At 44.6% G+C, this 14,508-nt stretch carries 13 protein-coding genes; 9 read left to right on the top strand and 4 right to left on the bottom strand.

What is annotated here, in order from left to right:
- The first annotated feature begins 4 nt into the window (after positions 1–4).
- The 7 genes from ccmD (at position 5) to OW495_RS21300 (ending at position 5,823) form a co-directional block, all read left to right on the top strand.
- The gene (gene ccmD, locus OW495_RS21330; RefSeq protein WP_017110117.1) at positions 5–211 is read left to right on the top strand and encodes a heme exporter protein CcmD; all 207 of its coding nucleotides are present in this window, start codon (positions 5–7) and stop codon (positions 209–211) included.
- A complete protein-coding gene (gene ccmE / locus OW495_RS21325; protein WP_017076805.1) occupies positions 208–690 on the top strand; it encodes a cytochrome c maturation protein CcmE in 483 nt (160 codons plus the stop codon). The genes ccmD and ccmE overlap by 4 nt, the downstream gene beginning before the upstream one ends.
- Complete coding sequence (locus OW495_RS21320) at positions 687–2,657, top strand: heme lyase CcmF/NrfE family subunit (protein WP_065113379.1); 1,971 nt, start codon at positions 687–689, stop codon at positions 2,655–2,657. Before ccmE ends, OW495_RS21320 begins: the two co-directional genes overlap by 4 nt.
- Positions 2,657–3,208 (top strand): DsbE family thiol:disulfide interchange protein, encoded by a 552-nt coding sequence (locus OW495_RS21315; protein ID WP_065113378.1) that lies wholly within the window; start codon positions 2,657–2,659, stop codon positions 3,206–3,208. Before OW495_RS21320 ends, OW495_RS21315 begins: the two co-directional genes overlap by 1 nt.
- Positions 3,205–3,693, top strand: a complete 489-nt coding sequence (locus tag OW495_RS21310) for a cytochrome c-type biogenesis protein (protein WP_017110114.1) — start codon at positions 3,205–3,207, stop codon at positions 3,691–3,693. The genes OW495_RS21315 and OW495_RS21310 overlap by 4 nt, the downstream gene beginning before the upstream one ends.
- Positions 3,693–4,913 (top strand): c-type cytochrome biogenesis protein CcmI, encoded by a 1,221-nt coding sequence (gene ccmI / locus OW495_RS21305; RefSeq protein ID WP_102513129.1) that lies wholly within the window; start codon positions 3,693–3,695, stop codon positions 4,911–4,913. Before OW495_RS21310 ends, ccmI begins: the two co-directional genes overlap by 1 nt.
- 124 nt (positions 4,914–5,037) lie before the next feature.
- On the top strand, positions 5,038–5,823 hold the full coding sequence (locus OW495_RS21300) for an MlaA family lipoprotein (protein WP_099166256.1): 786 nt from the start codon (positions 5,038–5,040) through the stop codon (positions 5,821–5,823).
- A 90-nt stretch (positions 5,824–5,913) separates the two neighbouring features.
- Here the strand turns inward: OW495_RS21300 and OW495_RS21295 are convergent, their stop codons facing one another.
- From OW495_RS21295 to OW495_RS21280, 4 genes are all read right to left on the bottom strand, one after another.
- Positions 5,914–7,191, bottom strand: coding sequence for an outer membrane protein transport protein (locus OW495_RS21295; RefSeq protein ID WP_102513128.1), 1,278 nt, complete (start codon positions 7,189–7,191; stop codon positions 5,914–5,916).
- Positions 7,192–7,487: 296 nt separating this feature from the next.
- On the bottom strand, positions 7,488–8,753 hold the full coding sequence (locus tag OW495_RS21290) for an OmpP1/FadL family transporter (RefSeq protein ID WP_102513127.1): 1,266 nt from the start codon (positions 8,751–8,753) through the stop codon (positions 7,488–7,490).
- 297 nt (positions 8,754–9,050) lie between these two features.
- Positions 9,051–9,779 carry a DUF3379 domain-containing protein gene (locus OW495_RS21285; RefSeq protein WP_017104859.1) on the bottom strand — a complete coding sequence of 243 codons (729 nt, stop codon included), beginning with the start codon at positions 9,777–9,779 and terminating at the stop codon, positions 9,051–9,053.
- Positions 9,772–10,320, bottom strand: a complete 549-nt coding sequence (locus OW495_RS21280; protein ID WP_004736042.1) for a sigma-70 family RNA polymerase sigma factor — start codon at positions 10,318–10,320, stop codon at positions 9,772–9,774. The genes OW495_RS21285 and OW495_RS21280 overlap by 8 nt, the downstream gene beginning before the upstream one ends.
- A gap of 574 nt (positions 10,321–10,894) precedes the next feature.
- Here OW495_RS21280 and fadI point away from each other — a divergent pair.
- Both fadI and fadJ read left to right on the top strand, forming a co-directional pair.
- On the top strand, positions 10,895–12,202 hold the full coding sequence (gene fadI / locus OW495_RS21275) for an acetyl-CoA C-acyltransferase FadI (protein WP_102513126.1): 1,308 nt from the start codon (positions 10,895–10,897) through the stop codon (positions 12,200–12,202).
- Positions 12,202–14,448: a fatty acid oxidation complex subunit alpha FadJ gene (gene fadJ / locus OW495_RS21270; RefSeq protein ID WP_198599776.1), complete on the top strand. Its 2,247-nt coding sequence runs from the start codon at positions 12,202–12,204 to the stop codon at positions 14,446–14,448. Before fadI ends, fadJ begins: the two co-directional genes overlap by 1 nt.
- The last annotated feature ends 60 nt before the right edge of the window (positions 14,449–14,508 follow it).

Raw genomic sequence — 14,508 nt, 5'->3', positions numbered from 1 at the left:
AATTATGTATTTTGAATCTCTGAGTGATTTCTTTGCCATGGGTGGCTACGCCTCATATGTATGGAGTGCATTTGGAATCACATTCCTTGCGATGATCGTCTTACTGGTAGTAAGTGTTCGTCGTGGTAAGCAATTACTAACTGAAGTACAAGCGAAGATTGATCGTCAAGCTCGTATCGATGCAGCAAAAAATATGGAGAACACTCTATGAACCCAAGACGTAAAAAGAGGCTGGGCATTGTCTTAGCGATCTTTTTTGGTATCAGTGCAACTGTTGGATTAATGGTTTATGCACTTAACCAGAACATGGATCTGTTCTACACGCCAACTGAGCTTGTTAATGGTAAAGATGGTAAAAAACCTGAAGTTGGCCAACGCCTACGTATTGGTGGCATGGTTGTAGTCGGTTCTGTAAGCCGTGACAACGAATCACTACGTGTAAGCTTTGATTTGAAAGATGTTGGTCCTAAAGTAACGATTTTATACGATGGCATTCTTCCTGATCTTTTCCGCGAAGGACAAGGTATTGTTGCTCAAGGCGTTCTAAAAGATGCGACAACAATTGAAGCGTTCGAAGTATTAGCGAAACATGATGAAGAGTACATGCCTTCTGAAGTTGCTGAAGCAATGAAGAAAACCCATGAGCCAATGCAGTACTCGACAGAACAAAAAGAAGGAAGTGCTCAATGATAGCCGAGATCGGCCACTTTGCCATGATCCTGTCCCTAGGGCTGGGATTGCTTTTGAGTGTGCTCCCACTGTATGGAGCCTCTCGAAATAACACTTTATTGATGAATAGTGCACGACCGTTGTCGTGGGGTATGTTCGGATTCCTGGCGATTTCGTTTTTCATCTTGTGTTACGCGTTTTACACCAATGATTTTACGATTCAATACGTAGCAAGTAACTCAAACAGCCAACTTCCTTGGTACTACCGTATTACTGCGGTTTGGGGCGCTCACGAAGGCTCTTTATTACTTTGGGTTCTAATCCAAGCGGGTTGGACGGTTGCTGTTGCTACGTTTAGCCGCGGTATGCCTCAAGAGTCTGTGGCTCGCGTACTTGCGATCATGGGTTTGATTACTGTCGGCTTCTTGCTGTTCATTATCATCACGTCTAACCCGTTCTTACGTACGCTGCCTTTCTTCCCTGTTGATGGCCGTGACTTAAACCCACTATTGCAAGATCCGGGTTTGATTATTCACCCGCCAATGCTTTACATGGGTTACGTAGGTTTCTCGGTAGCGTTCTCTTTTGCTATTGCCTCTCTAATGAGTGGCCGTTTAGATACGGCATGGGCTCGTTGGTCTCGTCCTTGGACAATCGCTGCTTGGTTATTCCTAACAGTAGGTATCGCACTAGGTTCATGGTGGGCTTACTACGAACTTGGCTGGGGTGGCTGGTGGTTCTGGGATCCAGTAGAAAACGCTTCATTCATGCCTTGGTTGGCTGGTACTGCACTGATGCACTCACTAGCGGTAACCGAAAAGCGTGGCACATTTAAAGCTTGGACAGTATTGCTGGCTATCTCTGCATTCTCGTTAAGCTTACTCGGTACGTTCCTAGTTCGTTCGGGCATCTTGGTATCGGTTCACGCGTTCGCGTCGGATCCTGCTCGTGGTATGTTTATTCTAGGTTTCCTAGTGTTCGTTATCGGTGGTTCACTGCTGTTGTTCGCAGTTAAAGGCGCATCGGTTCGTGTCCGTGGTAACTTCGATTTAGTTTCTCGTGAAAATGCACTACTCGGCAACAACATCTTATTGATTGCTGCGTTAGTGGTTGTGTTAGTGGGTACATTGCTTCCACTAGTTCATAAGCAGTTAGGTTTGGGCTCGGTTTCAATCGGCGCACCATTCTTTGATATGTTGTTCTTCTGGTTAATGATTCCGTTCTCGTTCCTATTGGGTATCGGTCCACTGATTCGCTGGAAGCGTGACAACCTGTCTAAGCTTATTAAGCCAATGTTAGTCTCGGGTATCTTCTCGTTAGGTTTAAGTGCGCTAATGGTGACTCTGCTGGCTGACCGCTTCAGTGGTACTGCTTTTGCTGGTTGGGTTATGGCGTTCTGGATCTTCTTCATGCACGGCTTTGAGCTGCATGAGCGTGCGACTCACCGTCATACCTTCATGAAAGGCCTAACTAAGCTGCCTCGTAGCCATTGGGCAATGATCTGTGGTCACATGGGTTTAGCCGTAACAGTGATCGGTATCGCGATGGTGCAAAACTACAGTATTGAACGTGATGTTCGTCTGGCACCTGGTGAAAGCTACCAGCTTGAAGAATACAGCTTCCTGTTCACAGGGGTTCGTGACAAAGATGGCCCTAACTACGATGGTTATATTGCTGACTTTGAAATTACTAAAGAAGGCAAATACATCAACACGCTTCACGCTGAAAAACGTTTCTACACCACAGCTAAGTCTATGATGACAGAAGCTGCGATTGACCGTGGCGTAACACGTGACTTGTACATCGCAATGGGTGAGCGTTTAGACGACAACAAGTCTTGGGCTGTTCGCATCTACTACAAACCGTTTGTACGTTGGATCTGGGCGGGTTCTTTGATCATGTCGATTGGTGGCGTAATTGCAATCAGTGACCGTCGTTACCGTTTCCGTAAGCCAACGAAAAAGTCGGCTCAAGAGCAGGAGGCCTAATGAACAAGAAGATTTTATTCGTTCCACTGATTGCTTTTATGATTCTAGCTGGAGTCTTTGCAACCCAACTGATGCGTAACCAGTCGGGAGATGACCCGACTAAACTGGAATCGGTATTGATTGGTAAGCAGGTGCCTGAGTTTGGCCTAGAGGATTTGGAACAACCTGGTAAGTTTCATGATCAAGCGATCTTTAAAGGTGAGCCATTGCTGCTTAACGTTTGGGCGACTTGGTGTCCTACTTGCTATGCAGAGCACTCTTACTTGAACAAGCTTGCTGATCAAGGCGTTAAAATTATTGGTCTTAATTACAAAGATGATCGCAATAAAGCAGTCGGTTGGTTGAACGAACTGGGCAATCCATACCTGATCAGCTTATTCGATGGTAATGGCATGCTAGGCCTAGACCTCGGTGTGTATGGCGCACCAGAGACGTTCCTAATTGACGCTAATGGTGTTGTTCGTTACCGCCATGTTGGTGATGTGAATCCAACAAACTGGGCTTCGACACTCGAGCCGATGTACCAAGAGTTATTGGAGGAGGCAAAATGATTAAACAAACACTTGTAGCATTGTTTGCCACATTCGCTATCTCTGCGTCGGTAACAGCTGCGCCTATCGAATTTCATGAATTTGATACGGTCGATCAAGAGCAACAATTTAAAGATTTGAGCAATACGCTTCGTTGCCCAAAATGTCAGAACAACACGATTGGTGATTCGAACGCAGAACTTGCGGTCGACTTGCGTCAAAAAGTGTATGAGATGACAAAAGATGGCAAGTCTGAGCAAGAAATTATTGATTACATGATTGCTCGTTACGGTAACTTTGTAACGTATAACCCGCCACTGACCTTAGCGACATCGATCCTTTGGGTTGGCCCGTTTTCGGTTGTTGTATTAGGTTTTGGTTTGATTGTTTTACGAAGCAGAAAGTCAAAATCGAAAGCAGTAGAGTCCAATAAAGACTGGGATGCAGACAAAGAAGCACGTTTAAAAGCGTTACTCGACGAAGAGAACGACGGAGATAAACAGTAATGACTCTATTTTGGATTTCTACAATTGTCCTTTCGCTAGCCGCAGTTTTATTGATTGTTCTGCCTTTCTTGAATAAGAAAGAAAACAACGATGACGTGCTTCGCGATGAGTTGAATAAAGCCTTCTATAAAGATCGTTTAGTTGAATTAGAAGTAGAAGCGGAAGAAGGCCTTGTTGATAACCAGCAAGAACTGATCGCTGACTTAAAGCAGTCGCTACTTGATGATGTTCCAGCACAAGAAAAGATCAAGAAAACACAAATCTCTACGCTGGGTGTCGTTGTACCATCAGTGATTCTTGTTTTGGTTGTTACCTACGGTATGTACTTTAAATTTGGTGCATTAGCTAAGGTGCAGCATTGGCAAGAAGTGAGCGCAAATCTTCCTGCATTGTCTAAAAAGCTGATGTCATCAGAAGGTGGTGCGTTAACGGATGATGAATTGGAAGACCTAACTTTGGCGCTTCGTACTCGTCTTCACTATCAACCAAAAGACTCAACGGGTTGGCTGCTACTGGGCCGTATCGCATTAGCAAATCGCGATGCTGAAACTGCGAAAGATTCAATGGAAAGAGCCTACAAGCTTGAACCTAAGAATGAAGATGTTCAGTTAGGTTTCGCTCAAGCATTGATGCTTTCTCCTGATGAAGCCGATCAAAACCAAGCTCGTTTGATTTTGAGCCGCTTGATTCAAAATGATTACGTTGATCTTCGTGTGTTCTCATTACTAGCGTTCGATTCGTTTGAACGTCAAGACTACCCAGGTGCTGTGAAGTACTGGAGCATCATGCAACAGATGATTGGTCCACAAGACAGTCGCTACGAGATGCTGTCACGCAGTATTGAAAGTGCTCAGAAGAAAATGGGCGACACCATGGGTGTTGACCAAGGTAAGAGTGTTGCAGTAACGCTTGAGCTGTCTGGCGATGTGAATGCTGATCCTAAGTCTGTGCTGGTTGTGTCAGTACACAGAGCAGATGGTTCGCCAATGCCGGTCGCTGCAGCCCGTTACCCATTGGGTTCTTTCCCACGCACTGTTGTTCTCGATGATGGTAACAGCATGATGGAAGGGGCCAAGTTGTCTAGCCTTGAAACTCTGATGGTTAGAGCTAGGCTTGATACAGATGGTAATGTTTCAACTCGCGATGGTGATTGGTACGGTGAAAGTGAAGTGGTTGAACTGGGAGCTCCAGTGACCATTAACATCAATAAGCAATATTAATCATCACTTTGCATACGTGTTAGCTATTCCGATTTCGCGATAAACGGTATAGACTTACGCAAACAATTGAGGCCAGCGATTGCTGGCCTTTTTTATTATATGAATTCCTTATGGAAAAGGTGATATGTCTGTCAGTGTTTTAAGACTCTCGAGTTTACTTTTTATCGCAAGCTTAACGGTGGGCTGTTCTAGCGCGCCAGATGAAAGCACTAATGATAATAACCTCGAAACCTCTGAATACGTCGAAGAGTCCCACCCGAATGACCCTTTCGAAGGGTTCAACCGAGCTATGTGGGATATCAACTACGAGTATTTAGACCCGTATTTAGTTCGCCCTGTTTCCCTCGCTTATGTTGGCTATACTCCTGTTCCAGTTCGCTCTGGTATCTCAAATTTTTTAGCCAATTTAGATGAACCTGCAAGTATGGTGAACAACTTATTCATGGGTAATGGCGAGAAAGCACTCGATCATTTCAACCGTTTTTGGATTAACTCAACCTTTGGTCTGTTGGGCTTGATTGATATTGCGAGTGAAGCCGGGATCACCAAGTATGATGATAAGTCGTTTTCTGATGCGATTGGTCATTATGGGGTAGGGAATGGGCCGTACTTTATGGTGCCGGGTTATGGTCCTATTACGACTCGTGAAGTGACGGAGCAAGTGGATAGTTTATATGTGCCTTTAGCTCTGTTGAACTTCTGGGCAAGCCTCGGAAAGTGGGCATTTGAAGGTATGGAGACTCGTGCACAGCTAGTTTCTCAAGAAGCTCTGTTGGATGACTCGCCAGATCCGTATGCGTTAACGCGAGATGTTTACATTCAACGTCGTGACTTTAAAGCCGAGATCGAGCCTGAAGAGGTCGACCTTGAAGAAGAAGATTTGATCGATGGATACCTAGAAGATTACTAGATATAACATTCTGAATAGCGAATAAAAGAAAGGCTCGATGTTGATGCAACATCGAGCCTTTTTATTGTTTGTTACTTTAGGTTAAGTCGATTAGAAGCGGTAGTTAGCTTGGATACCCACTAGCCAGATGCTACCTGTCACTTCGCCTTCGAAGCTGCCACCAAATAAATCAGCAGCAGTATCGGTTTCATGCATCTTGGCATCTTTCGCTAGAATGTAAGTGAAGCCAGCATCTAGAGTTAATTGCTCAGACCATTGATATCCAGCACCAATGCTTAACCAAGTACGGTCTGTTTCTGGGATCGTTGCCGTACGGTGCTCTTCACTTACCGCTGAAGTATCGTATGCGATACCAGAGCGCAGAGCTAACTTAGGCGTCATTTGGTAAGTCGTACCAAGAGCAAAGCGGTAGTTGTCTTCCCAGTTCTCTTGTTTGATTTCTACGCTATTTTCACCCGGAAAATCAGCAACAAGCTCTTTAAAGCTGCTCCAGTTAGTCCAGTTAATGCTCGCGTGAACCGCAACTTTGTCAGTAAGCTGGTGGAAGCTAGCAAGTTCTGCTGTTGCTGGAAGAGCAAGATCCATTGAGCCGCTCTTGTGGGCAGCTGGATTTGCTTGGTTGAAACCAAAGCCTTTTGCATAACCTTCTAGAGTTAGGTCTACCTCTGATTTGTATGTAAAGCCTAGGCGGTTGCTTTCATTGATTTGCCATGCTGTACCCACTTGCCAACCCCAAGCCGTATCATCGCCTTCCATATATTTTAAAGCAGTGCCTGCAGGTAAAGGAACTAGAGAGTTCGCTGTAGATACTGCACCAAAGCTGCCTTCAGCCATGATGTAGCGAATACCGCCACCAATAGAAACGGTTTCTAGTACTTGGTAAGCCGCGTTTAAGTTTAGCTCCATTGTAGTAACACTTGCTTCGTTACCGTGGTTTGCGCCACCAAAGTCTTTACCTAGGTCTGTTTCCATACCGTAGTTAGTACCAGCAGCAAAACCTAATGCAAACTTGTCGTTGTACTTATGAGAAACATAAAAGTTTGGAATTACTGCGCTATGTGCAAAATCACTAGAGTTTGATGAAGTAGACTTACCCATCATAGACGTAGAAGTACCGTCGATATCAATGTTAGGGTCAACATAGATAGCGCCAACAGAAACTTGTGTGCCTTCTAGGTAAGTCAGCATTGCAGGGTTACGCCATTGAGCATCTGCACCGTCTGCCATTGCAGCTTCACCAGCGTACGCACGGCCAAGACCTGTTGCTGAGTATTCTGCTAGTTGAAAACCGGCCGCTTGAGTTACGGTAGAAGTTGAAAGTAGTCCAACTGCCACTGCAGCGGATAGAAGAGTCTTATTCATTTTCATTATTATGTTCGCTGAATCATAAGTATTTAGTGGCGTGATTCTACGTTTAGAGTTATTACTTTAAAAATGAAATTCGAATAAAACAGTGTTTTAGGGATTTAATGACAAAATGTGACTGATTATTAGGTAAATAGTCTGAATGTTTCGGCTGTGTTGCGAAATTTGAGCGTACACCTGTAGGCGTATTTTGCCTTTGCAGGCTACAGCTGTAAGCCTAAATCGATGTGAGTCAGTGGTTTAGGCAACAAAAAAGGGTCGCGTAATGCGACCCTTTGGGGTTAATAACTTAGCTTATATTAGAAGCTGTAGCTGTATTGAACACCAGCTAGGATAGCATCTGCATGAGTAGTTGCTGTTAGCGTACCATTACCCTCGTTTACATCTACATCTTCACCTAGTAGGTAAGTAAAGCCGAAGTCAACAGTATGCTGCTGTTTGAATGCGTATGTGAAACCTGCAGAGAACCATTGACGGTCAGAATCAGGAACAGAAATCGAAGTTACTTTATCTTGAGCAGCTGTGTCATACATGTAACCAGCGCGCAGAGTCCAAGCATCGTTTAGGAAGTAAGTACCACCGATTGCGTAGTGCCAACCATCTTGCCATTGGTAGTTACCAATTTCTTGCTTACCAGCAACAGAATCCGCTTCTAAAGTGTCAAATGTGTTCCAACCAATCCATTGAACAGAATAGTGAACCGCAAACTTAGTATCTTTAATCTCATGGTAACCAGAAAACTCAGCCATGCTTGGTAACGATAGGTATAACGTATCTAATGGAAGCGCCCCACCTAAAGTCATGTCGCCATCTGCTTCAATTTCGGGACTGTAGTGATAAGAAAGGCCAAAGCGGTTTGCTGAATCAAGTTCATATACCGCACCAATGTTCCAACCCACACCAACGCCATCCGCGTCAATTGATGCTAGGTTAGATGTACTAGTTTCGCCTGTTGAAGGGTTCGTCGTTGTTAAATTACGTTCAAGCTTACCACTACCTTGAACAATATCTAAACCAGCGCCAACAGAGAACTGCTCGTTAACACGGTAGGAAGCTGATAGCGCATAGTTTATGCTCTTAATTTCAGTTGTTCCGCCAAATGCAGACACACCAGTGTGTGCACCGCCCAAAGCGCTGCTTGAACCAAAGCTGCTATCAAAATTATTAGTTGTACCAAAATTCGAGTAGATACCAGCACCAAATGCCCATTGGTCATTTAGTCGGTGGATATAATAGATATTAGGAACCGGAGTACCACTGCTATTGTTTGCGCTATCGACAGGCACTGTACCGCCTGCTTTTACGTTTGTCACATCGATGTCAGTCTCGATGTAGTTGATACCAGCAGAAAACTGAGATGAATCAAACAAAGCCATTGCTGCTGAGTTACGAGCCATAACAGAAGCATTATCTGCGATTACTGCATCACCAGCAAAAGCACGACCAAGGCCGGTTGCTGATTGTGAGTTAAGTTGGAAACCTGCTGCCATCGCTTGCGAAGACGCCAGTGTGATTGTTACTGCTAAAAGAGACTTTTTAAACAGACGCGTGTTGTTGGTAGTCATTCATTTATTCCTTTATATATCCGCCTCTACAGGGCGATTAATTTGAGCAATTGCTCAATGGTGGCTGATCCTATTCGGAAGTATACGATATACAAATCCGACCATTGGGAATTTTGAGGATAAAATTATGGAAATGACGCCTATCTGACACGAAAATGGTGGGAAATGCTTCTTTTTAGAGTTTTAACTCTAGAGGTATTGGCAGTGTGAATGGTTTTCCGGTTTATCTATAAATAAAGCCCAGCAATATCAAGAGTATAGTTGCTGGGCCTTTTGTGACGGGGCTTTGAGAGCGAATTAGCTCATCGGTTTGATCATTTTGGTTAGCTTTTCGGCGATCTTAGAAACGTCCTCGCCATCTTCACCTACGAGGATCAGACTGCTGTTATCGATAGGTGTTACCGAACCTGACATGCCTTTCTCATCGAAGTCGATCGATTTGTCAGTCGGAATCCCTGTTAAAAACAGCGTGACTTTGCCTTTTTCACCTTGGAAAACCATGTGCATTGCGTTGGACTTACCAAAGCCACAATGATTTAGGTAGTAAACGTGATAAGGAAACGCTTTATCAAACTGAAAAGCAAATGGGTTCATCTTGGCATTGATCTGTTGTGATGTGACTTGTTCATCAATTCCACTGACGAAGCTCTTTTCATTAACCACATGTTTCATTGCCGTATCAGCCAAACTTGCTTGAGCTGGAGAGACTAACGCATTTCCCCAGTTAACTTGGCCAACGAGTAAACCTGCAACGAATGCAACTGAGGCTGCCATTGCCATCGCTCGTCGAGCAAAAGTAGGCCTTACTACTTTGCTTTCTTCGCTTGAGGTTTGATTGAATAGAATACGATCAGCAAGATCGTCTGGCACATCCACGTTCATTGCTGAATGGATCTTCTTATCAAGCGATAGTACATCGTCTAAAAAGTTACTATTGGCTTCGCTATTTGCAGCGGCATCAATAATATCTTGTGTACGTTGTTTAGGTTCCGACAATACACGACGACGAAATTCCAAATCATCCATTATGTTGCCCCCTCTCTGCCTCTTCTGTATCCAGCATCTCTTTCAACTGATTTCGAGCTCTGAATAAACGTGTCATCACCGTGTTTTTGTTGAGGTCGAGAATATCTGCGATCTCATCACCACTAAACCCACCAATCACTTGCAAGAAAAGAGGTTCACGATAATCAATTTCAAGTTTCATGATCTGAGCTTGTAACCACAGATGTTGATGGTGTGGGTCATCACTGACACTAGCATCATTACCATGATCGTCGATATCAACCAGATCAAACTGCTTGCGTTCAAAACGTCGAGCGTTCTCGCGTCTCAAGATGGTAATCAGCCAAGACTTAGCGGCTTTTTCATCTTGTAGGCTATCGAGTGACTTCCATGCTCGAAGGCAAGTCTCTTGTACTAAATCCTCGGCAATGCTTTTGTCTTTACATAACCAATAGGCGTAGCGAAAGAGGTCACGATGATAGGCACGCACGAGTGCTTCGTATTTTCTTTGTTTGTCCATATCAGAGTTGACCGGACGCTTGGCTGTTTTCTTTCCAAACATTTTTATTATTGACACACGAGCCTCCATAATTGCTCTGCGTATAGCTGTCCTCTATACGTTGTGCTTCGTTTTTATATTTTTAGAGCTAACGATCATCGGCAGGAAATCGTAAAATCACATTAAAATTGATCTACTTCAAAATCTAAGGCCTCGAACCCGTTATAGTACACCTTGTCGTCTAGTTAGTCATTCGTGGCTAGCATGTTGAGCAAGACGACACTTCCTTTTGAAGGCTGACTTTACTTTCTCCTAATCAGGAAACTGATTATTTCAATTGGCGTTAAGTTAATTGCTTTATATACATTCCGACCACACAGCTTTGTGTGGTTTTTTTTTGCCTTCAGAAAATACTCTGATACAAAACCATCGACTCTTTACCCACACATAACAGTCTCAACTAGCAATAGTTTAGTCTCTTAGGACAACCTTTCCCCCCAAAAGGTTCGCCTGAATGTGCAGTTATATTTTCAAGCAGTGAGATACTCGTATCACGTTTATTTAAACGCTCGTTTGATTTAATTAACAACTTCTTTACAATGCTTCAGGTCAGACCTCTTAACTTTAAGGAGAAACCATGGGCAAACAGGAAGTCAAAACGCGTTCTGGAGAACGTGTTGCCGTTGTCGCTGGACTACGAACCCCATTCGCTCGTCAGAGCACAGAATTTAGCCAAGTGCCTGCGGTTGACCTGGGCAAAATGGTTGTGAGCGAAATGCTTGCACGAACGGATATCGATCCTGCGCTTATTGAGCAAGTTGTATTCGGCCAAGTTGTGCAGATGCCAGAAGCGCCCAATATTGCGCGTGAAATCGTATTAGGCACCGGTATGGACATTAATACTGATGCGTACAGTGTGACACGTGCTTGTGCAACGAGCTTTCAAGCGGCAGTTAACGTCACAGAGAGCATTATGGCAGGCACTATTGATGTCGGTATTGCGGGTGGCGCTGATTCTTCTTCTGTATTGCCTATCGGCGTTTCGAAAAAGTTAGCGGCAAACTTATTAGCGCTCAGCAAAACCAAAACAATGGGTCAAAAGCTTAAGATTCTTAAAACGCTTTCCGTAAAAGATCTGATGCCAGTGCCGCCTGCTGTTGCCGAATACTCGACCGGTTTATCAATGGGTCAAACCGCTGAGCAGATGGCGAAAACTCATGGTATTACCCGTCAAGAACAAGATGCACTTGCTCATCGTTCTCACTCTTTGGCTTCTCAAGCTTGGAAAGAAGGGAAAATAAAAGATGAAGTGATGACGGCTTTCCCAGCACCTTATAAAAAATATTTAGCGGAAGATAACAACATTCGTCATGACTCGACGGTTGAAGGCTACGCTAAATTACGCCCAGCATTCGACAGGCAATACGGCAGCGTAACGGCAGCCAATGCCACGCCTCTTACCGATGGCGGTGCCGCAGTGATGTTGATGCGCGAAGGCAAAGCGAAAGAGCTAGGCTTAGAAGTACTTGGCTACATTCGTGGCTACGCGTTCTCAGCGATTGGTGTTGAAACGGATATGTTGATGGGTCCGACTTACGCGACCTCTCAAGTCTTGAAGAACACGGGTCTAGAATTATCAGATCTAACACTTATCGAGATGCATGAAGCGTTTGCAGCTCAAGTTCTGGCTAACGTCAAAATGTTCGCAAGCGATGAGTTTGCTCAGAAGAATCTTAGCCGTGACAAAGCGATCGGTGAGATTGATATGGAGAAGTTCAACGTGCTGGGTAGCTCAATTGCTTACGGACACCCGTTTGCAGCGACTGGCGCGCGTATGATGACTCAGACACTGCGTGAACTTAAACGTCGTGGTGGTGGCCTAGCATTGAATACTGCTTGTGCGGCTGGTGGCTTAGGTGCAGCAATGATCTTGGAGGTGGAATAATGTCTACGACTCTTGATGTGAAAAAAGAAAAGAAAGCAGTCAAAAAAACGGATTCAAAGCCAGTGACTGCATCTAAAAGTGACAAGGCGATTTCAAACGATGAAGCCATAAAACCGGCGACCGCGTTCTCTTTAACTATCGATGACCAAGATATTGCATGGCTTGCGATCGATGTGCCAAACGAAAAAATGAACACGCTACAAGCGGCGTTTGCCGAAGAAATGAAGGCAATTTTCGAGCAGTTGAAGGAAAAGCAAAGCCGAGTTAAAGGCTTAATCGTTCATTCATTGAAGCCAGATAACTTCATTGCTGGCGCTGATGTTCGAATGCTTGATGCCTGCAAGACGGCTGATGAAGCACAATCTCTCGCTCGTCAGGGGCAAGAGATGTTCCAAGCGCTTTCTGATTTGCCTTATCCTGTTGTCGCAGCGATTCACGGCCCATGTTTAGGTGGTGGCTTAGAGCTAGCACTATCGTGTGATTACCGCGTATGTACAGACTCAGACAAGACTCGCCTTGGCTTGCCAGAAGTCCAACTTGGTCTGTTACCAGGCTCTGGTGGTACGCAACGTCTTCCTCGTCTTATCGGTTTACTGCCTTCTCTAGACCTTATTCTTACGGGTAAACAGCTGCGCGCTAAGAAAGCGAAATCGCTAGGTGTCGTGGATGCTTGTGTGCCAGAAACTATCTTGTTGGAAGTGGCTAAGAGCTTTGTTGAAAAGAACTCAGGCGGTAAAAAGGGCAAGCGTTTGGCGTCTAAAAGCCAAGCTTCGACCAAAGAAAAATTAATCTCACGTACGGGGCTTGGTCGCAAGGTTATTTTTGAACAGGCTTCGAAGAAAACTAACCAGAAAACACGCGGTAATTACCCTGCAGCCGATGCGATTCTTGATGTGATTCGTTATGGCCTCGAGAACGGTTTTGATAAAGGCCTTCAGTATGAAGCGAAGCGTTTCTCTGAACTGGTAATGACTTCAGAATCTAAAGCCCTTCGTTCGATTTTCTTCGCAACGACTGAAATGAAAAAAGAACACGGCGCAGACGCAGAACCGAAAGCGGTTAAGCGTGTTGGTGTGTTAGGTGGCGGTCTAATGGGCGCTGGTATCAGCCACGTCAGTGTTGCTAAAGCGAAAGTACCGGTTCGTATTAAAGATGTGTCTAATGACGGTGTGCTCAATGCGCTTAACTACAACTACAAGTTGTTCGATAAGCAGCGTAAACGTCGTATTCTGAGCCGAGCTGGCCTTGAAAGTAAGATGCTTCAGCTTTCTGGTGGTATCGACTTTACAAGCTTTAACCATACTGATGTTGTGATTGAAGCGGTATTTGAAGATCTTGACCTTAAGCAGTCGATGGTTGCGGACATTGAAGCCAATGCCAAGCCTAGTACTATCTTTGCGACCAACACTTCTTCATTGCCAATCCATAAGATTGCAGAGAAGGCGCAACGACCAGAAAACGTAGTCGGTCTTCATTACTTTAGCCCAGCAGAAAAAATGCCACTGGTTGAAGTTATTCCTCATGAAACAACGTCAGAAGAAACCATTTCGACGGTTGTTGCATTAGCGAAGAAGCAAGGTAAAACACCGATTGTTGTTAAAGATACAGCTGGCTTCTACGTGAACCGTATTCTTGCTCCATACATGAATGAAGCAGCGCATCTGTTATTGGCAAATGAGCCGATTGAAAAGCTCGACAGCACGTTGCTGGACTTCGGCTTCCCGGTTGGCCCAATTACTTTGTTAGACGAAGTCGGTGTTGATATCGGTGCGAAGATCATCCCGATTCTAGTTAATGAATTAGGCGAACGTTTCCAAGGCCCTGATGTGTTTGACATTCTTTTGAATGACAACCGTAAAGGCCGTAAGAGTGGCAAAGGTTTCTACACTTACAAAGGTAAGAAGAAAGAAGTCGATAAGTCAGTTTACAAGCTGCTTAAGCTGCAACCTGAACCTAAGCTAAGCGATAACGACATCGCAATGCGTTGTGTGTTACCTATGCTCAACGAAGCAGTTCGTTGTCTAGACGATGGCATTATCCGCAGCCCTCGTGATGGCGACATTGGTGCTATTTTCGGTATCGGTTTCCCGCCATTCCTAGGTGGTCCGTTCCGTTATATGGATCAAGTAGGTATTAAGTCACTGGTAGAGATGATGAACGACTTCGCTAAGAAGTACGGTGATCGTTTCGCGCCATGTGATGGCCTACTGACACGTGCTGGGTTGGATGAGTCTTTTTATAAGTAACTCTTCTATTAGTAACTTTCTAGCACTTTGATTATAAAGCCCGTACCAAGCAATTGATGC

This window comes from Vibrio sp. 14N.309.X.WAT.E.F5, from assembly GCF_030397615.1.
Classification (GTDB): Bacteria; Pseudomonadota; Gammaproteobacteria; order Enterobacterales; family Vibrionaceae; genus Vibrio; species Vibrio lentus.
This window is presented reverse-complemented; position numbering and strand designations above follow the sequence as displayed.

Bases quoted from the DNA above. Each gene is read 5' to 3' on its own strand.
- OW495_RS21310 (WP_017110114.1), top strand. From the start codon at position 3,205: ATGATTAAACAAACACTTGTAGCATTGTTTGCCACATTCGCTATCTCT.
- OW495_RS21290 (WP_102513127.1), bottom strand. From the start codon at position 8,753: ATGACTACCAACAACACGCGTCTGTTTAAAAAGTCTCTTTTAGCAGTA.
- fadJ (WP_198599776.1), top strand. From the start codon at position 12,202: ATGTCTACGACTCTTGATGTGAAAAAAGAAAAGAAAGCAGTCAAAAAA.
- OW495_RS21285 (WP_017104859.1), bottom strand. From the start codon at position 9,779: ATGGATGATTTGGAATTTCGTCGTCGTGTATTGTCGGAACCTAAACAA.
- OW495_RS21315 (WP_065113378.1), top strand. From the start codon at position 2,657: ATGAACAAGAAGATTTTATTCGTTCCACTGATTGCTTTTATGATTCTA.
- OW495_RS21280 (WP_004736042.1), bottom strand. From the start codon at position 10,320: ATGTTTGGAAAGAAAACAGCCAAGCGTCCGGTCAACTCTGATATGGAC.
- OW495_RS21295 (WP_102513128.1), bottom strand. From the start codon at position 7,191: ATGAAAATGAATAAGACTCTTCTATCCGCTGCAGTGGCAGTTGGACTA.
- fadI (WP_102513126.1), top strand. From the start codon at position 10,895: ATGGGCAAACAGGAAGTCAAAACGCGTTCTGGAGAACGTGTTGCCGTT.
- ccmD (WP_017110117.1), top strand. From the start codon at position 5: ATGTATTTTGAATCTCTGAGTGATTTCTTTGCCATGGGTGGCTACGCC.
- OW495_RS21320 (WP_065113379.1), top strand. From the start codon at position 687: ATGATAGCCGAGATCGGCCACTTTGCCATGATCCTGTCCCTAGGGCTG.
- ccmE (WP_017076805.1), top strand. From the start codon at position 208: ATGAACCCAAGACGTAAAAAGAGGCTGGGCATTGTCTTAGCGATCTTT.
- ccmI (WP_102513129.1), top strand. From the start codon at position 3,693: ATGACTCTATTTTGGATTTCTACAATTGTCCTTTCGCTAGCCGCAGTT.
- OW495_RS21300 (WP_099166256.1), top strand. From the start codon at position 5,038: ATGTCTGTCAGTGTTTTAAGACTCTCGAGTTTACTTTTTATCGCAAGC.